Raw genomic sequence first — 18,419 nt, forward strand, 5'->3', positions numbered from 1 at the left:
ATCAGTAGCGGTAGTGGTCCGGCTTGTACGGGCCCTCCACCGGGACCCCGATGTACGACGCCTGCTCCGGGCGGAGGGTCGTCAGGCGGACGCCGAGCGCGTCGAGGTGCAGGCGGGCGACCTTCTCGTCCAGGTGCTTGGGGAGGGTGTACACGCCGACGGGGTAGTCGGACGTCTTCGTGAAGAGTTCGATCTGCGCGAGGGTCTGGTCGGCGAAGGAGTTCGACATCACGAAGGACGGGTGGCCGGTCGCGTTGCCGAGGTTCAGCAGACGGCCCTCGGACAGGACGATGACGACCTTGCCGTCCTCGAAGGTCCAGGTGTGGACCTGCGGCTTGACCTCGTCCTTCACGATCCCGGGGATCTTCGCCAGGCCGGCCATGTCGATCTCGTTGTCGAAGTGGCCGATGTTGCCGACGATCGCCTGGTGCTTCATGCGGGCGATGTCGGACGCCATGATGATGTCCTTGTTGCCGGTGGTGGTGACGAAGATGTCGGCCGTCTCCACGACGTCCTCCAGGGTGGCGACCTGGTAGCCGTCCATCGCCGCCTGGAGCGCGCAGATCGGGTCGATCTCGGTGACGATCACCCGGGCGCCCTGGCCGCGGAGCGACTCCGCCGAGCCCTTGCCCACGTCGCCGTAGCCGCAGACCACGGCCGTCTTGCCGCCGATCAGCACGTCCGTCGCGCGGTTGATGCCGTCGATGAGCGAGTGCCGGCAGCCGTACTTGTTGTCGAACTTCGACTTCGTCACGGCGTCGTTCACGTTGATCGCGGGGAAGAGCAGCGCGCCCTCGCGGTGCATCTCGTACAGGCGGTGGACGCCCGTCGTGGTCTCCTCCGTCACCCCGCGGATGCCGGTGGCGAGGGCCGGCCAGTCGAGGTCGCTGTTCTCCAGCAGGGCCCGCATGACGGCCAGTTCCTCGTTGGCGTCCTCGGGGAGGCTGCCGGTCTTGCGGTACTCGACGCCCAGGTGGACCAGGACCGTGGCGTCGCCGCCGTCGTCGAGGATCATGTTCGGGCCGGTGGGCGAGCCGTCGGCGTCCGGCCAGGTCAGCGCCTGCTCCGTGCACCACCAGTACTCCTCCAGGGTCTCGCCCTTCCAGGCGAACACCGGGATGCCGGCGGCGGCGATCGCGGCGGCCGCGTGGTCCTGCGTCGAGTAGATGTTGCAGGAGACCCAGCGGACCTCGGCGCCGAGCGCGACGAGGGTCTCGATGAGGACGGCCGTCTGGACGGTCATGTGGAGGGAGCCGGTGATGCGGGCGCCCGCCAGGGGCCGCGTCGCGGCGTACTCGCGGCGGATGGACATCAGGCCCGGCATCTCGTGCTCCGCCAGGGTGATCTCCTTGCGGCCGAAGGCGGCCAGGGAGATGTCGGCGACCTTGTAGTCCGTGAAGGTGTCAGACATGGACAACGCTCCTCGCGCTCATGATGGTTCGGTGGATTTCCAGGGCCGCCGTCGACCTGTTCAGCGTGATGTGGTGCAGGCCCGGCGCGCCCTCGTCGAGCAGCCGCAGGCCCATCGCGGTCGCGTGCTCGACGCCGATGCGGTACGCCGCCGCCGGGTCGTCCTTCGCCGCCTCCAGGCGGTGCGCCAGGTCCTCGGGGAACGCGGCGTCGCTGAGCTCCGCGAAGCGCCGGATCTGGCGTACGTCGGTGGCCGGCATGATCTCCGGGATGATCGGGGTGTCGCAGCCGGCGGCCGCGACGCGGTCCCGCAGCCGCAGGTAGTCCTCCGGGTCGAAGAACATCTGGGTGATGGCGTAGTCGGCGCCCGCCCGGCACTTGGCCACGAAGTGGGCCAGGTCGTCGGCCGGTCCCGCCGACCTGGGGTGGCCCTCGGGGAAGGCCGCCACCCCGATCCGGAAGTCGCCCAGCGACCTGACCAGCGCGACGAGTTCATGGGCGTACGTGAATCCCCGCGGGTGCGGTGTCCACGGGCCGCGCGGGTCGCCGGGCGGGTCGCCGCGCAGGACCAGGACGTCGCGCACCCCGGCGTCGGCGTACGCGCCGATGATCGCCCGCAGTTCGGCGACGGAGTGCCCGACGGCCGTCAGATGGGCGACCGGGCGCAGGGTCGTCTCGGCCGCGATCCGCTTGGTCACCTCGATGGTCCGGTCGCGGGACGAGCCGCCCGCGCCGTACGTCACGGAGACGAAGTCCGGGGACAGGGCCTCGACCCGGCGGATCGCCTCCCACAGGGTCCGCTCGCCGCGCTCGCTCTTCGGCGGGAAGAACTCGAAGGAGAACGTCGGGTCCACGGGGGTCGGTCTCATCTGCGGCCTCCCGCGTTGAAGTAGCTCGCCTCGGGGTGGTGGAGGACGATCGCGTCCGTCGACTGCTCGGGGTGCAGTTGGTACTCCTCGGACAGCTCCACCCCGATCCGCTCCGGGCGCAGCAGCGCGGCGATCTTCGCCCGGTCCTCCAGGTCGGGGCAGGCCGGGTAGCCGAGCGAGTAGCGGCAGCCCTGGTACTCGGTGCGGAGCATGCCGTCCAGGGACGCCGGCTCCGACGAGCCCGCGATGCCCCAGTCGGCGCGCACCCGGGCGTGCCAGTACTCGGCCAGCGCCTCCGCCAACTGGACGGAGAGCCCGTGGAGTTCGAGGTAGTCGCGGTAGGCGTCGGCGGCGAAGAGCCGCGCCGTCTCCTCGCCGATCCGGGAGCCGACGGTGACCACCTGCATGGCGACGGCGTCGATCTCGCCGGAGTCCTCCGCGCGGTGGAAGTCGGCCAGGCAGAGGCGGCGGCCCCGCTGCTGGCGGGGGAAGGAGAAGCGGGTCCGCTCGCCTCCGTCCTCGTCCAGGACGATCAGGTCGTCGCCCTTGGACACACAGGGGAACCAGCCGTGGACGACGGCCGCTTCGAGGAGGTGGTCGGTCTGGAGGCGGTCGAGCCAGGCGCGCAGCCGCGGCCTGCCCTCGGTCTCGATGGTCTCGGCGTCCTTGAGGCCCCACTGGCCCTTGAAGAGGGCGGTCTCGTCGAGCCAGGAGGCGTACTCGGCGAGCTGGATGCCCTTGACGACCCTGGTCCCGAGGAAGGGGGGCTCGGGTACCGGGTTGTCGGCGGCGACGTCGGAGCGGCCGGCCGGCTCGGGTTCCCGGACCTCGGCCGCGAGCAGCGGGGTCGCGCGTTTCGGCACGCGGCGCTGTTTGAGCGGGGGGAGTACGGCTCCGGGGACGCCGCGCTTGACGCCCATGAGGGCGTCCATGAGACGCAGGCCCTCGAAGGCGTCGCGGGCGTAGCGGACCTCGCCCTGGTAGATCTCGTGGAGGTCCTGTTCGACGTACGCCCTGGTGAGGGCGGCGCCGCCGAGGATCACGGGGTACTTGGCGGCCAGCTCGCGCTGGTTCAGCTCCTCCAGGTTCTCCTTCATGATCACGGTGGACTTCACGAGGAGGCCGGACATGCCGATCACGTCGGCGCTGTGCTCCTCGGCGGCTTCCAGGATCGCGGAGACGGGCTGCTTGATGCCGATGTTGACGACGTTGTAGCCGTTGTTGGAGAGGATGATGTCGACGAGGTTCTTGCCGATGTCGTGGACGTCGCCGCGCACGGTGGCGAGCACGATCGTGCCCTTGCCGACCCCTCCCTCGCCGTCGGCCGTTCTCTCCATGTGCGGTTCCAGATGGGCCACCGCCGTCTTCATGACCTCGGCGGACTGGAGCACGAACGGCAGCTGCATCTGGCCCGAGCCGAACAGCTCGCCGACCGTCTTCATGCCGTCGAGCAGGATCTCGTTGACGATCTCCAGAGCGGGGCGCCCGGTCAGGGCCGAGTCCAGGTCCGCCTCAAGACCGTTCTTCTCGCCGTCGATGATCCGCCGCTTCAGGCGCTCGTCCAGCGGCAGCGCGAGGAGCTCCTCGGTCTTGCCCGCCTTCAGGGACTTCGCCGTCGCGCCCTCGAACATCTCCAGGAAGCGCTGGAGCGGGTCGTAGCCCTCCCGGCGGCGGTCGTGGATCAGATCGAGCGCGACCTCCACCTGCTCCGGTTCCAGGCGGGCGATCGGCAGGATCTTCGAGGCGTGGACGATCGCCGAGTCCAGGCCCGCCTTGACGCACTCGTCGAGGAAGACCGAGTTGAGGACGATCCGCGCGGCCGGGTTCAGACCGAACGAGATGTTGGAGAGGCCCAGGGTGGTCTGCACGTCCGGGTGGAGCCGCTTGAGCTCGCGGATCGCCTCGATCGTGTGGATGCCGTCCCTGCGGGACTCCTCCTGACCGGTGCAGATGGTGAACGTGAGGGTGTCGATCAGGATGTCCGACTCCCTGATCCCCCAGTTCCCCGTGAGGTCCTCGATGAGCCGCTCGGCGACGGCCACCTTGTGCGCGACGCTGCGGGCCTGGCCCTCCTCGTCGATGGTCAGCGCCATCAGGGCCGCGCCGTGCTCCTTCGCCAGGGCCGTGACCTGCGCGAAGCGGGACTCGGGCCCGTCGCCGTCCTCGTAGTTGACGGAGTTGACGACCGCCCGGCCGCCGAGCTTCTCCAGACCCGCCCGCAGCACCCCGGTCTCCGTCGAGTCGAGGACGATCGGCAGCGTCGAGGCCGTCGCGAACCGGCCGGCCAGCTCCGCCATGTCGGCGACGCCGTCGCGGCCCACGTAGTCCACGCACAGGTCGAGGAGGTGCGCGCCCTCGCGGATCTGGTCCCGCGCCATCTCGACGCAGTCGTCCCAGCGGCCGTCGAGCATCGCCTCGCGGAACTTCTTCGAGCCGTTGGCGTTGGTGCGCTCGCCGATCGCCAGGTACGCGGTGTCCTGGCGGAACGGCACATGGCTGTAGAGCGAGGACGCGCCCGGCTCCGGCTCGGGCCGCCGGTCGAGGACGGCCGCGCCCCGCACCCGCTCCACGATCTCCCGCAGGTGCTCCGGGGTCGTACCGCAGCAGCCGCCGACCAGCGCGGGGCCGTACTCGCGGACGAACGCCTCCTGCGCGTCGGCCAGTTCGGCCGGCGACAGCGGGTAGTGGGCGCCGTCGGAGGTGAGGACGGGCAGGCCGGCGTTGGGCATGACCGAGATCGGGACGCGGGCGTGCCGGGAGAGGTGCCGCAGGTGCTCGGCCATCTCCGCCGGGCCCGTCGCGCAGTTCAGCCCGATCATGTCGATGCCGAGCGGCTCCAGGGCGGTCAGCGCCGCGCCGATCTCGGAGCCGAGCAGCATCGTGCCGGTCGTCTCCACGGTGACCTGCACGATGACGGGCAGGTCCACGCCGACCCAGTCCAGGGCCCGGCGGGCGCCGATGACGGCCGCCTTCGTCTGGAGGAGGTCCTGCGAGGTCTCGATGAGCAGGGCGTCCGCGCCGCCCCGGACCAGGCCCTCCGCGTTCTGCTGGAAGGCGTCCCGCAGCGGCTCGTACGTGACGTGGCCGAGAGTCGGCAGCTTCGTCCCGGGGCCCATGGAGCCGAGGACCCAGCGGGGGCGCCCGTCGGCGGCCGTGTGCGCGTCCGCCGCGGCGCGGGCGATCCGGGCACCGGCCTCGGACAGCTCGTACACCTGGTGCTCGATGCCGTACTCGGCGAGCGCGGCCAGGTTCGCCCCGAAGGTGTTGGTCTCGACGCAGTCCACGCCCACCGAGAAGTAGGCGTCGTGGACGGAGGCGACGATGTCGGGGCGGGTCAGGTTGAGGATCTCGTTGCAGCCCTCGAGGTTCCGGAAGTCCTCCATCGTCGGGTCGGCGGCCTGGAGCATCGTGCCCATCGCCCCGTCGGCCACCACGACCCGCCGCGCGAACTCCTCCCGCAGGGAACTCCGTACGACGGTCATGTGAGCCCCCTCAGACGGGTGACGAGCGTGGCGGTGCACCCGACGCCGTACGTCGTCCTGATCCGGTCCAGGAGCGGATCCCGGTGCAGCCGGTACTCCTGCGTCCCGACGTAGTCGAGGACGGTCGCGGCCACGGCGCAGCCCAGCTGCGCCGCGCACCGCTCCGGGACGCCCCACAGCCAGCCGGCCAGGAACCCGGACCGGAAGGCGTCCCCGACCCCGGTCGGGTCGACGACCGCCGCGACCTCCACGGCCGGCACGGCGAGCGGCTCGCGGCCCTCGCCCCGGATGCGGACGCCGGCCTCGCCGTGGGTGGTGACCCAGGCGCCGACCCGGCGCAGCACGTCCGCCTCGGTCCAGCCGGACTTCTCCAGGAGGAGCGCCGTCTCGTACTCGTTGGTGAACAGGAACCGCGCCCCGTCCACCAGCTCCCGCACCTGCGCGCCGTCGAGCCGCGCCAGCTGCTGCGACGGATCGGCGGCGAAGGGGATTCCCAGGTCACGGCAGGTGCGGGTGTGCCGCAGCATGGCCTCGGGGTCGTCCGGGGAGACCAGGACCAGTTCCAGCCTGCCGGTGCGCGCCACGACCTCCCGCAGGTCGATCTCGTGCGCCTCGGCCATCGCCCCCGCGTAGAAGGTGGCGATCTGGTTCTGGGCCCGGTCGGTCGTACAGACGAACCGGGCGGTGTGGAGCGACTCGCTGACGCGCACCGAGTCGGTGTCCACACCGTGGTCCTTCAGCCAGACCCGGTACGGCTCGAAGTCGGCGCCGACCGCGCCCACGAGGGCGGGACGGAGGCCGAGGGCACCGAGTCCGAAGGCGATGTTCGCTGCCACTCCGCCACGCCTGACCTCCAGGTTGTCGGCGAGGAACGACAGGGAGACCCGGTCGAGCCGGTCGGCGAGCAGCTGCTCGCTGAACCAGCCGGGGAAGGTCATCAGATGGTCGGTCGCGATGGATCCCGTGACAGCGATACGCATGGCCCTCAGCCCTCCTGTCCCGGATGAGCCGCCTTCTGCAGGGCCTCCACGCGGTCCGTGCGCTCCCAGGTGAACTCGGGGAGCTCGCGGCCGAAGTGGCCGTACGCCGCGGTCTTCGCGTAGATCGGCCGCTTGAGGTCCAGGTCACGGATGATCGCCGCGGGCCGCAGGTCGAAGACCGCGCCGACGGCCTCCTGGATCCGCTCGTCCGGCAGGGTGCCGGTGCCGAAGGTCTCCACGAAGAGACCGACCGGCTCGGCCTTGCCGATGGCGTACGCCACCTGCACCTCGCAGCGGCGGGCGAGGCCGGCCGCGACGACGTTCTTCGCGACCCAGCGCATCGCGTACGCCGCCGACCGGTCGACCTTCGACGGGTCCTTGCCGGAGAAGGCGCCGCCGCCGTGCCGGGCCATCCCGCCGTACGTGTCGATGATGATCTTCCGGCCGGTGAGTCCGGCGTCGCCCATCGGGCCGCCGACCTCGAACCGCCCGGTCGGGTTGACCAGGAGCCGGTAGCCGTCGGACTCCAGGCTGACGCCCTCCTCGACCAGCTCCTTGAGGACGTGCTCCACGACGTACTCGCGCACGTCCGGGGTGAGCAGGCCCTCGACGGAGATGTCGGCCGCGTGCTGCGAGGAGACGACGACCGTGTCGAGGCGGACCGGGCGGTCCCCGTCGTACTCGATGGTGACCTGGGTCTTCCCGTCCGGGCGCAGGTAGGGCACGGTGCCGTCCCTGCGGACCTCGGTGAGGCGGCGGGAGAGCCGGTGGGCGAGCGCGATCGGCAGCGGCATCAGCTCGGCCGTGTCGTCGCAGGCGTAGCCGAACATCAGGCCCTGGTCGCCGGCGCCCTGCGCGTCGAGCGCGGCGTCCTCTCCCGTCCGGGGGCGCCCCTCCACCCGGGCCTCGTACGCCGTGTCCACGCCCTGCGCGATGTCCGGGGACTGGGCGCCGATGGACACCGACACGCCGCAGGAGGCGCCGTCGAAGCCCTTCGCGGAGGAGTCGTAGCCGATGTCGAGGACGGCCTCGCGCACCAGCTTCGCTATCGGCGCGTACGCGGTCGTGGTGACCTCGCCGGCGATGTGCACGAGACCCGTGGTGATCAGGGTCTCCACGGCGACCCGCGAGGACGGGTCCTCGGCGAGCAGGGCGTCGAGGATGGTGTCGCTGATCCGGTCGGCGATCTTGTCGGGGTGTCCCTCGGTCACCGACTCCGAGGTGAAGAGGCGGCGGCTCATGCCTGGGCCTCCACCGGGGTCTTGAAGAAGTGCTGCTCGATGGCGGCGAGGGTGCGGATGGACTCGACCTCGAGGGTCTCCATCTGGATCGCCGTGCCGCTCTCCTGCTCCAGGAGGAAGACGAACTCGACGAAGGACAGCGAGTCGATGAGCCGGTTCTCGATCAGGTCGAGGTCGGACGCGATGTCGTCGCGCTCGGGGTGACGCTCGAGGATCCAGTTCTTCACCGTCTGCAGGCCGTCGGCCATGGTTGCTCTCCTTTAGCTGCTAAGGGATGGGTGTGGCGGGCGCGATGATCGGTGCGGCCACCGCCACCGCGTAGTCCACGTCGTGGCTGATGGACACGGTGATCTCGGTGATGCCGGAGGCGGCGGCCATCTCGGCGGCCGCCCGGTGCAGTTCCACGAGCGGCCAGCCGCCCTCGGAACGCCGCACCACGATGTCCGGCCAGGGCAGGAACCTGCCTCTGACCCGCAGGGTCTTGAAGGCCGCTTCCTTGGCCGCGATCCGCCCGCACAGGCTCAGTACGTCGAGCCCGGAGGAGGTACGGCAGTCGGCGAGCTCGCCGGGGGTGAGCATCCGCTCGAAGAACCGCTCCCCGTACTGGGCGAGGAGCCTGCGGACACGGTTGACGGACACGATGTCCATGCCGAGGTTCGCCCACCCCAGGCCGCCCGCCGGCGGGGCGGCGGGACGGGCCGGCACGTCAGATCACCGGCCCGGCCGCGCCACTCGCACCGGCCCGCACGCGGGCGTTCGCGTCGAGCACCGCTGCGGTCGCCGCCTGCCAGCCGCCGTGGCGGCGGGTCAGCGCGGACAGCCAGCGTTCGAGGCCGAAGGCGACGCAGCTGGTGAAGGCCGGTCCGCCGGTCGACTCCAGGGTGATGGCGCAGCGGTCGCCGAAGAAGTTCCGGTGCGTGTTGACCGAGGCGATCGCCAGGTCCTCGTACAGGAACTCGTACTTCACCGGGGTGAGGCGCTGGAGCAGCGCCTTCGAGCCGCCCTTGTCGAAGAACGGGTCGCAGGCGGCCTCCCGGCGCAGCGGCAGGTCGAGCGCCGCGGCGAAGGACTGGATCCGGGTGGTGAAGTCGGCGAGGTGCGTCTCGGCGTGCTCGCGCGCGCCGATGGCGACGATCTCCCGCATGCGGAAGCCGAGTTGGCGCCGCATGCCCTCGTAGTGGGTCTCCTTGCGGAAGCACCAGGAGCAGATCGTGACGAGGGTGTCGTCGGCGACCCGGGTGCCCTGGTGGTCGAGGTAGACGGCGTAGCAGGACGCCGAGGGCAGTCCGAGGCCGGCCGGTTCGAGGGCGGCGGCGGGCCACTGCCCGTGCTCGCCGTCGAAGGGGGTGGTGAGGCGTCCTTCCAGGTCGAGCGGGGCGGCGAGGACGGCCTGGTGCGGGAAGTTGTCGTAGTAGTCCAGCTTCGCCAGGTCGGCGGCCGGCAGGAGCGGGGGCATGGTCATCGGGCGGGCGCCCGCGGTCACCCCCCAGCTCTCGAAGGTGTCGTCGAGGAGCCGCAGCAGGCGGGTCCCCTCCGGCCCGAGCGAGGGGAGGCCCCTCGTCGAGCCCACGTTCTCCCCGGCGTGCGCGGGGGTCGTCACGGTCATGATCTCTTCACCTCTCGGGTGGGAGGTCCGGTCCCCGGCCGCTCAGACGACGGGCAGGGTGTCGTCGGAGAAGATCCCGGTCTTCAGGAAGAAGGCGAGCGGCTTGCGGATCGCCTTGCGTTCGTGGGGGCGGCGGCTCTCGTCGGCGACCAGCGCGTTGCGCAGGGCCAGCGGGTCGGGGATGCCGGCGTCGCGGTACACGTGGGGGTTGTAGAGGGAGTTGACGCTGTAGACGACGTACCGCTTGAGGTACGCCTCCACCTCGCGGACCCGTTCGGCGCTCACCGCCTGGCACATCCGGCCGTACAGCAGGGAGACCAGCTCGCGCCCGAAGGCGATGTGCCGGGACTCGTCCTGGTGGTGGATGCGGTTGACCTCGCGGATGGTGTGGCAGAGGTCGGTGTCCTTCGCCATCCGGGCGTTGTAGTGGTCGACGAGCTCCTCGAAGAAGAGGATGCGGGTGAAGACGAGGAAGTTCTCGACCTCGGGCTCCCAGGCGGCGTCGGCCCGCATGGCGGTGGATCCGTAGATCTTGTGGCCGTAGCGGCGGCAGAACTCGGAGAAGAACCACATGTGCTCGTTCTCCTCACCGATGAAGTGGTGGAAGAAGTCCGACGGCACCTCGAAGCCGGGCATGTGGATGCGGCCGACGACCTCGATGAGGAGCTCGCGGATGCCGTGCACGTTGAGGCTGTAGAAGTTGATCGACTCCCACTTCGACAGGCGCTGAAGCGTTTCCTCGTCGAGGGCGTCGTAGTGCTCGGTGCCGTAGACGGTGAGCAGCTCCGGGGTCATCCAGAAACGGTTCTCCTCCAGCGTCTCGGGCCACTGGAAGGTCTGGTACGGGTTGTAGTAGTCCTCGACGGAGCGCTCGCTGAGCCGCTCCAGGACCTCCATGAACCGGTCGGTGACGGGCAGGGGGGCGGTGGCGCCCATGATGGTTCCTCCAGGCTTCGGGTGTTCAGGGCCGCACTTCGTAGACCGCGTTCACCGGGGTCTCGGTGGCACGCCGCCAGCGGGTGAAGCCGGCCTCCTCCGCGATGGCCCGGAAGGCCTTCTCGCCGGAGTGGTTGCCGAGCGCGTGCGGGCCGCGCTGGGCGACCGCGACGGGCAGGCACATGACGGCGGACAGGGCCATGAACATGCGGGCGGCGGGCGTCTGCGCGTCGACGTCCTGCGGGGAGACGTTCGACTCGACGAGCATCCATGTCCCGTCCGCGTCCAGGGACTTGTGGACGTGCTGGGCGGCGGCGACCGGGTCGCCCATGTCGTGCAGGGCGTTGAAGAAGCAGACCAGGTCGTAGCCGGAGCCGGGGTAGTCGTCGGCCGACGCGACCTCGAAGACGACCCGCTCGGAGAGCCCCGCCTCCTCGGCGAGCTCCCGGGCGATCGAGATGGCCTCCTCCGAGTAGTCGAAGCCGTGCACGACGGCGTTCGGGAAGGCCTTCGCGATGAGCAGCGTGGTGTGCCCGACGCCGCAGCCCACGTCGGCGACGGTGCCGCCGCCGGCGAGCTTGTCGGTGACCTGGTGGAGGGCGGGCAGCCAGTCGGCGACGAGCTTGTGCTCGTACGTCGGCTGGAAGAAGGAGCCCATGCCGGTGTCGAGGGCCGCGTCGTGCTCGGCCCAGCCGACCCCGTCACCGGTGCGGTACGCCTCCACGAGCAGGTCCTCGGTGGCGTACAGCGCCTTGAGGGCGGTGAAGAACCCGGCGGCGTACGTGACGGCCTTCGGGTCCGCGAGCACCTCGACGTGGTCGGCGGGGAGCGTGTACGTGAGGGAGCTGGGGTGCCGCTCGACGTACCCGGCGGAGAGCTGGGCGTGCAGCCACTCCTCGATGTACCGCTCGTCCGTGCCGGTCGCCTCCGCGAGCGCGGCGGAGGTGAGCGGGCCCCGCTCGGCCAGCGCCCGGTAGAGGCCGAGGCGCTGTCCGAGGGAGACGGTGAGGCCGCGGACGGCGGCGCCGGCGTCGGTGATGACCTTCTGGTGGAAGTCGTGGGCGCTCACGCGGCCACCCCCTCGTAGCCGTTCGCGCCCGGCAGGTCGCAGGTGCTGTGCTGACCCGGAGGACGACCCCCGGACCCCCGGTGGGCGCTCACGCGGCCACCCCCTCGTAGCCGTTCGCGCCCGGCAGGTCGCAGGTGAACAGGAAGGACCGGGGCACCCGGGGGACCGAGCGGGCCGGTACCGGGTAGGGCCAGCGGCCGAAGTCGGCGCCGGCCTCACCGGGCTGCCTGACCTCGCGCACGGCCCAGCCGCAGTCGGCGAGCAGCACCTCGGGCTCCTCGGTGCCGAAGAGCCACGGGTTGCCGTCCTCGTCCAGGGCCTTCATGAACCCGCGGGCGAGCGGGTTCTCCAGGGCGGCTTGGGAGATGACGTCGCCGAGCAGCACGGAGCCGGGGGCGGCGTGGGCGGAGAGCGTCGATATGAGGGTCCGTACGGCCTGCTCGGGGAGGAAGAACAGCAGTCCCTCCACCACCCACAGGACGGGCTCCTCGCTCTTCCAGCCGGCCTCCTTGAGGGGGCCGGTCCAGTCCTGGGTGAGGTCGACGGGGACGGTGATCCGGTCGCGGCCGGCCGGCTTCGGCTCCTTCGCCAGCATCTCGGCCTTGGCCTCCAGGAGGGCCGGGCGGTCGAGCTCGTAGACGGTGACGCCGTCGGGCCAGGGCAGCCGGAAGAAGCGGGTGTCCATGCCGGCGGCGAGGAAGACGACCTGGCGGATGCCCCGCTCCTCCACCGCCCGGACGATGGCGCGGTCGAGGTAGGTGGTGCGGATGGCGAGGAACGGCACGGTGCCGCCGCCCGCGTAGCGCTCGAGCAGTTCGAAGCCGATCTGGTCGGCGACGGTGCGCGCGTAGGGATCGGCGAACAGCCGGTCCTCGCGCTCGGTCTCCAGGGCGCGCGCGGCGGCGGTCCACTGGGCGGTGCGGGATACGGCCTCCACAGGAGGTCCCCCTTCACTTCGGTGGATGTACGGGGCTTCCGGACGGGGTCCGGAGGTACGGACGGCCGTGTTCAGGGGCCCGACGAAGGACGGTTCGTCAGGCGCTCATGGCCGGGACACAGGTCTTGGCCGGTCGCGCGCAGGCGACGGGGTCCTCGGCCGCGGGCATCGACGACAGATGGTCGGCCTCGGAGTCGGCGGGGCGCCGGCGGAAGATGCTGTGCAGGATCATGCTGAACACGGCCGTCCCGTCGGAGGCCACCAGGGTGCACCGCGGTTTGACGGTGCCGGTGGCGGGATTGAACGGCGACGGGGTGGAGCCGAGGATCTCGACGCGTGCGGTGAGGACGTCGCCCGGGCGGACGGGCCGCAGGTAGCGGACCTCGTCGATGCCGGGCGAGCCCATACAGGCGCTGTAGGCGAGCAGTCCGTCGACGTAGCGGCGCATGAACATCGCCTGGGTGTGGAACCCGCTCGCGATCAGTCCGCGGAACGGCGACCGCTCCGCGCGCGCGGGGTCCGTGTGGAAGGGCTGCGGATCGAAGCGCCTGCCGAACTCCAGCACCTCCTCCGCCGTGACGGTGACGGCGCCCAGCTCGTGGACGTCGCCGGGCCGGAAGTCCTCGAAGTAGCGCATCGTGCGCCCCCCTTGACCTAGGAGTGGTATTTCCCTGGCACACACCAATCTACGAATCAGTCATTTATTTTGTCAACCCAAAAGAAGGCCCAAGAGGTGCTATCCGAGGGCCTGTTCGGCGTCGGCCCACAGGTCCTCGACGTCCTCGATGCCGACCGACATCCGTACGAGCCCGGGGGCGATCCCCGCGGCCTCCAGGGCGGCCCCGTCGAGCTCCCGGTGGGACGTGGAGGCCGGATGGGTCACGAGCGTCTCCACGCCGCCGAGGGAGAGCGCGAGCCGGGCCACCCGTACGCGCTCGATGAAGTCCCGGCCGGCCTCCCGGCCCCCCGTGAGCTCGAACGACAGCAGCCCTCCGCCGCCGTCCAGCACCGCGCGGGCGCGCTCGTACGAGGGGTGCCCGGCGAGCCACGGGTAGTGGACGGCGGAGACGCGCGGGTGCGCGGCGAGCCGCTCGGCGAGGACCGCGGCGCCGGCGCAGTGCTCGCGCATCCGCAGCGGCAGGGTGGGTATCCCGCGCAGGGTCAGCCAGGCGGCGAACGGGTCGGCGCAGGCGCCCAGTTCGACCGTTCGGGGCCAGATCCGGCGGCGCAGCCCGTCGTCGGCGAAGACGGCGGCGCCGCCGAGGACGTCCGAGTGCCCGGAGAGGTACTTGGTGGTGGAGTGGACGACGATGTCGGCCCCGTGCTCCAGGGGGCGGCACAGGGCGGGCGAGGCGAGGGAGTTGTCGACGAGGCCGACCACCCCGAGGGCGCGGGCCGCGGCGAGCAGTCCCGGCAGGTCGGGGACCTGGCCGGTGGGATTGGCGATGGTCTCCAGGAGCAGCAGCCGGGTGGCCGGGTGAACGGCGGCGGCCTCGAACTCGGCCGGGTCGTCGCCGGAGATCCGTACGACCTCGATCCCGTACCGCTCGGCCAGGTCGGCGAGGACGGCATGGGTCCCGCCGTACAGGCAGCGCTGCGCCACCACGCGGTCGCCGGGCCGCAGGAGGGCGAGCAGGACTCCGCTGATCGCGCCCATCCCGGAGGCGAAGGCGATGGCGCCTGCGCCCCCCTCCAGCCCGGCGAGGGTCTGCTCCAGGGCCCGTACGGTCGGGTTGCCGCGGCGGCTGTAGACGTACGACCCGTCGGGTCCCGCCATGGCGTCGGCGAGTGCGGCGGCGGACTCGAAGGCGAAGGCGGAGGACTGCACGAGGGGCACGGAGAGCGGCCGACTGCCGTGCGGGAGCGGCTCGTTGACGACATGGACGGCGCGGGTACCGAGTTCCACGGTGGTTCCTTTCCGGAGACTGCGAGGGGCGGTGGGCAGGGCCGACGGGAGCAGGGGCAGGCGGGAACGGGTGACGAAAAGGGGCCGCCCGACGTCCGGGGGAGGACATCGGGCGGCCCCTTCGGGGCGGGGGTCAGGCGGAGACCTTCTCGCCCTGCGGCGCGGGGGCGGCCTCGGCGGCGACCGCCTTGTCGCTCTTCATGACGAGGAGGGTGATCACACCGCCGGCGGCGGCGATGATCGCGGCGCCGATGAAGGCGGACGAGAAGCCGTCCGTCAGCTTCGGCAGGTTGCCGAGCTGGTCGGCGCCCTGGGACATGGCGACGGCGGTGAGCGCGGCGAGGCCGAGCGCGGAGCCCACGTTGTAGGTGGTGTTGACGATGCCGGAGGCGAGACCGGCCTGCTCCTGCGGGGCGCCGGACATGGCGGTCATCATCGTCGGGATGTAGGCGAGGGACATGCCGAGCGCGGCGACCAGCGAGGCCGGCAGGACGTCGACGAGGAAGGAGCCGGTGGGCGGGACGGCGGCGAGCCAGACCAGGCCGGCGGCGAGCACCAGCAGACCGCCGGCGATGAGCGGCTTGGCGCCGACCTTCATCATCAGCCGGGCCGTGATGGCCGTCATGAAGATCATGAGGAGCACGGTCATCGGGAGCAGCGCGGCACCGGACTCGAAGGCGCCGAAGCCGAGGACCTGCTGGAGGTACAGGTTGAGGAAGTACCACATCGGGATCCAGGCGGCGCCGAGCAGCGTCATGGCCAGGTTGGCCGAGCCGAGGCGCGGGACGCGCCAGACGCTGAGCGGCATGAGCGGCTCGCTGATGCTCTTCTGGATCACGAAGAAGAGGGCCAGGAGGGCGGCGGCGCCGACCAGCTGGAGGATCGTGCCGGTGGAGCCCCAGCCGACCTCGGGGGCGCGGACCACGGCGAAGACGGCGAGCGCGAGTCCGGCGGTGACGGCGACGGCGCCGAGGATGTCGACGGAGCCGCGGCGGGACTCGACGTTCGGCAGGAGCTTGGTGGCGGCGAGGGTCGCCAGGCCGATCGGGATGTAGATGATGAAGACCCACTGCCAGCTCATCCACTCGGTGAAGACACCGCCGAGGAAGACGCCCGCGGTACCGCCGGCCGGGGCGGCGGCGCCGTAGAGCGCCATCGCCTTGCCGAGCTCCTTCGGGTCGTGCATGAAGAGGATCATCAGCAGGGTCATGGCGGAGGGCGCGATGAGCGCACCGCCGACGCCCTGGACGGCGCGGCCCGCGATCTCGACCCAGGCGGTCTGCGCGGCGGCGGCCAGGACCGATCCGGCGATCATGACGACCCAGCCGGCGACGAAGATCTTGCGGGCTCCGACGAGGTCGGAGAGGCGTCCGCCGAGGAGCAGGAGGCCGCCGAAGACGATCACGTAGGCGTTGAAGATCCACTGGAGCTCGCTCTGCGAGAAGCCCAGGTCCTTCTGCATCTCGGGGAGCGCGACCCCGATGATCGACGTGTCCATGATGACCATGAACTGTGCGGCGGCGAGCACGACAAGTGCCCACCAGCGCCGGGGATTGACGGTTGACATTGCCCTGACCCTTCACTCGCTGCGGCCCCCGAGCGGTCCCGAACGGGACTCGGGGCATACCCCTAGGGGGTACCTGTGCGCAGCACCGTAGCATACCCGTGGGGGGTATGTAAGGGAGAGTGGGAGGCACCGCCGCGAGCACGGGGGAAGCGGGCCTTCCGGCCCGCGCGCCGGGCAGAATGCCCTCATGACCGCCGAGGAACACCCCGAGCTGCTCCAGCGCTGGAACTCCACCCTGCACGCCGCCCGCGCCGGCCGCGAAGGCCCCGACCCCGCCCCGTACGGCCGCAACCTGCTGGCCCGCTGGGCCGAGCCGCAGCGCCGCTACCACACGGTCGACCACCTCCGGGCGGTCCTCACCCGCATCGACGAACTCACCGACCAGGGCGGCGAGGGCGGGGAGCTGGAGCTCGTACGGCTCGCCGCCTGGTTCCACGACGCGGTCTACCGCCCCGACCGCTCCGAGAACGAGGAACGCTCGGCCACCCTCGCCGAGAAGGCCCTCACCGAGGCCGGACTCACCCCGCACGAGGTCGCGGAGGTCGCCCGCCTGGTCCGCCTGACGGTCACCCACGACCCGACCCCGGGCGACGTGAACGGCGAGACGCTGTGCGACGCCGACCTCGCGATCCTGGCGACCGACCCCGATACGTACGGGGGGTATACGGCGGCGGTCCGCGAGGAGTACGGATTCGTCCCCGACGACGCCTTCCGCACGGGCCGCGCGGCAGTACTCCGCCACCTCCTCGGACTGCCCCGCCTTTTCCGTACGCCCTACGGGGCGGCGGTCTGGGAGGAGAAGGCGCGGGAGAACATGGAACGCGAACTCGCCGAGCTGACGAGCGCCCCGAAGGCGGACTGAGCGGCACCCGCGGAGGGCCGCGGTACGGCGCACGGGCCGGGGGCGCACCCGCGGGGCCCCCGCGTACCCGCCCGCGTGCGCGCCCGCATGCCCGCCCCGTGTCCGTATCCCGAGATCCCCGGCGAACCGGGAATGACAGGCACAAACCCCAGGTTGACCCATGTCATGCCGTCTTCCTCCGCCGAGCCCACGCCCCCCGCTCCCGAGCCCTCCGCACAGACCCCCGAGACCGCTGCCGCGAGCACCGGATCCGCGGCCGGCACCGGATCCGCGGCGGCCACCGGATCGACCGGCCGCATGCCGCTGGCCGTCTACATCCTCGGCCTGTCCGTCTTCGCGCTCGGCACGAGCGAGTTCATGCTCTCCGGACTGCTGCCGCCCATCGCGGAGGACATGAACGTCTCCATCCCCCGCGCCGGACTGCTCATCTCGGCCTTCGCGATCGGCATGGTCGTCGGCGCGCCGCTGCTCGCCGTCGCCACCCTGCGGCTCCCCCGCAAGACCACCCTCATCGCGCTCATCACCGTCTTCGGCCTCGGCCAGATAGCCGGCGCCCTCGCGCCGAACTACGCGGTCCTCTTCGCCTCCCGCGTCGTCAGCGCCCTCGCCTGCGCAGGATTCTGGGCGGTCGGCGCGGCGGTGGCCATCGCGATGGTCCCGGTCGGCTCCCGCGCCCGCGCCATGGCGGTCATGATCGGCGGCCTCTCCATCGCCAACGTCCTCGGCGTCCCGGCCGGCGCGTTCCTCGGCGAGCACCTCGGCTGGCGCTCCGCGTTCTGGGCGGTCGGCCTGGCGTCCGCGATCGCCCTCGTCGGCGTGGTGACCCGCATCCCCCGCATCCCCCTCCCCGAGACGAAGCCCCGCCTCAGGAGCGAGGTCGCCATCTACCGCGACCGCCAGGTCCTCCTCTCGATCGTCGTCACCGCCCTCGCGGCGGGCGGTGTCTTCTGCGCCTTCTCCTACCTGGCCCCGCTGCTCACCGACGTGTCCGGCCTCGACAAGGGCTGGGTCTCCGGCGTCCTCGGGCTCTTCGGGATCGGCGCCGTGATCGGTACGACGATCGGCGGCCGGGTCGCCGACGCCCACCTCTTCGGCGTGCTGCTCACCGGCATCGCCGCCTCCACGGTCTTCCTGGTCGCCCTGGCCCTCTTCGCGTCCAGCCCGGCCGCGACGATCGCCCTGACCTTCCTCCTCGGCGTCTCCGCCTTCTACACGGCCCCGGCCCTCAACGCCCGCATGTTCAACGTCGCCGGCGCCGCCCCCACCCTCGCGGGCGCCACCACCACCGCCGCCTTCAACCTCGGCAACACCGGCGGCCCCTGGCTCGGCGGCACGGTCATCGACGCGGGCCTCGGCTTCGCCTCGACGGCCTGGGCGGGCGCGGTGATGACCGCCGTCGGCCTGGTGACGGCCGCGGTGGCCCTGAAGCTCCACAGGTCCCCGTCGCGTGTGGTGACCTCCGGCGTCCCGCAGCCCGAGAAGGCCGTGTCGTCCACGACCGTCTGACGCCCCCGGCCGCCGCGGAAATCCTCTTCGTACGCCGCGGCCACCGCC

The 18,419-nt window shown here is 71.5% G+C and carries 16 protein-coding genes; 2 read left to right on the top strand and 14 right to left on the bottom strand.

The window, feature by feature from the left end:
• Nucleotide 1 precedes the first annotated feature (1 nt).
• From ahcY to AMK27_RS23030, 14 genes are all read right to left on the bottom strand, one after another.
• Nucleotides 2–1,411 carry an adenosylhomocysteinase gene (gene ahcY / locus AMK27_RS22965; RefSeq protein WP_073911468.1) on the bottom strand — a complete coding sequence of 470 codons (1,410 nt, stop codon included), beginning with the start codon at nucleotides 1,409–1,411 and terminating at the stop codon, nucleotides 2–4.
• Entirely contained in the window at nucleotides 1,404–2,279 is an 876-nt protein-coding gene (gene metF / locus AMK27_RS22970; RefSeq protein ID WP_073911472.1) for a methylenetetrahydrofolate reductase [NAD(P)H], read from the bottom strand. The genes ahcY and metF overlap by 8 nt, the downstream gene beginning before the upstream one ends.
• Nucleotides 2,276–5,761, bottom strand: a complete 3,486-nt coding sequence (metH, locus tag AMK27_RS22975; protein WP_073911475.1) for a methionine synthase — start codon at nucleotides 5,759–5,761, stop codon at nucleotides 2,276–2,278. Before metH ends, metF begins: the two co-directional genes overlap by 4 nt.
• A complete protein-coding gene (locus AMK27_RS22980; RefSeq protein WP_073911478.1) occupies nucleotides 5,758–6,741 on the bottom strand; it encodes a carbohydrate kinase family protein in 984 nt (327 codons plus the stop codon). Before AMK27_RS22980 ends, metH begins: the two co-directional genes overlap by 4 nt.
• Before the next feature lie 5 nt (nucleotides 6,742–6,746).
• Nucleotides 6,747–7,982 (bottom strand): methionine adenosyltransferase, encoded by a 1,236-nt coding sequence (gene metK / locus AMK27_RS22985; protein WP_073911482.1) that lies wholly within the window; start codon nucleotides 7,980–7,982, stop codon nucleotides 6,747–6,749.
• Nucleotides 7,979–8,230, bottom strand: a complete 252-nt coding sequence (locus AMK27_RS22990; protein WP_073911485.1) for a phosphopantetheine-binding protein — start codon at nucleotides 8,228–8,230, stop codon at nucleotides 7,979–7,981. The genes metK and AMK27_RS22990 overlap by 4 nt, the downstream gene beginning before the upstream one ends.
• Nucleotides 8,231–8,249: 19 nt before the next feature.
• Nucleotides 8,250–8,687: a holo-ACP synthase gene (gene acpS, locus AMK27_RS22995; protein WP_079188555.1), complete on the bottom strand. Its 438-nt coding sequence runs from the start codon at nucleotides 8,685–8,687 to the stop codon at nucleotides 8,250–8,252.
• Nucleotide 8,688: 1 nt separating this feature from the next.
• Nucleotides 8,689–9,588, bottom strand: coding sequence for a hypothetical protein (locus tag AMK27_RS23000; RefSeq protein ID WP_073911489.1), 900 nt, complete (start codon nucleotides 9,586–9,588; stop codon nucleotides 8,689–8,691).
• A 42-nt stretch (nucleotides 9,589–9,630) separates the two neighbouring features.
• Nucleotides 9,631–10,524: a diiron oxygenase gene (locus AMK27_RS23005; RefSeq protein WP_073911492.1), complete on the bottom strand. Its 894-nt coding sequence runs from the start codon at nucleotides 10,522–10,524 to the stop codon at nucleotides 9,631–9,633.
• A gap of 25 nt (nucleotides 10,525–10,549) precedes the next feature.
• Complete coding sequence (locus AMK27_RS23010) at nucleotides 10,550–11,593, bottom strand: class I SAM-dependent methyltransferase (RefSeq protein ID WP_079188556.1); 1,044 nt, start codon at nucleotides 11,591–11,593, stop codon at nucleotides 10,550–10,552.
• Nucleotides 11,594–11,681: 88 nt separating this feature from the next.
• Nucleotides 11,682–12,530: a class I SAM-dependent methyltransferase gene (locus tag AMK27_RS23015; RefSeq protein ID WP_073911495.1), complete on the bottom strand. Its 849-nt coding sequence runs from the start codon at nucleotides 12,528–12,530 to the stop codon at nucleotides 11,682–11,684.
• 97 nt (nucleotides 12,531–12,627) lie between these two features.
• The gene (locus tag AMK27_RS23020) at nucleotides 12,628–13,167 is read right to left on the bottom strand and encodes a MaoC family dehydratase (protein WP_073911498.1); all 540 of its coding nucleotides are present in this window, start codon (nucleotides 13,165–13,167) and stop codon (nucleotides 12,628–12,630) included.
• A 99-nt stretch (nucleotides 13,168–13,266) separates the two neighbouring features.
• Complete coding sequence (locus AMK27_RS23025) at nucleotides 13,267–14,436, bottom strand: trans-sulfuration enzyme family protein (protein WP_073911500.1); 1,170 nt, start codon at nucleotides 14,434–14,436, stop codon at nucleotides 13,267–13,269.
• A gap of 133 nt (nucleotides 14,437–14,569) precedes the next feature.
• Entirely contained in the window at nucleotides 14,570–16,003 is a 1,434-nt protein-coding gene (locus tag AMK27_RS23030; protein ID WP_107425640.1) for an MFS transporter, read from the bottom strand.
• 187 nt (nucleotides 16,004–16,190) lie between these two features.
• Here AMK27_RS23030 and AMK27_RS23035 point away from each other — a divergent pair, with 187 nt between their 5' ends.
• Nucleotides 16,191–16,865, top strand: coding sequence for an HD domain-containing protein (locus AMK27_RS23035; protein WP_073911503.1), 675 nt, complete (start codon nucleotides 16,191–16,193; stop codon nucleotides 16,863–16,865).
• Between the two features lie 297 nt (nucleotides 16,866–17,162).
• Nucleotides 17,163–18,371 (top strand): Cmx/CmrA family chloramphenicol efflux MFS transporter, encoded by a 1,209-nt coding sequence (locus AMK27_RS23040; protein ID WP_073911933.1) that lies wholly within the window; start codon nucleotides 17,163–17,165, stop codon nucleotides 18,369–18,371.
• Nucleotides 18,372–18,419 lie beyond the last annotated feature (48 nt).

The organism is Streptomyces sp. CB02009 (genome assembly GCF_001905825.1).
Taxonomy (GTDB): domain Bacteria; phylum Actinomycetota; class Actinomycetes; order Streptomycetales; family Streptomycetaceae; genus Streptomyces.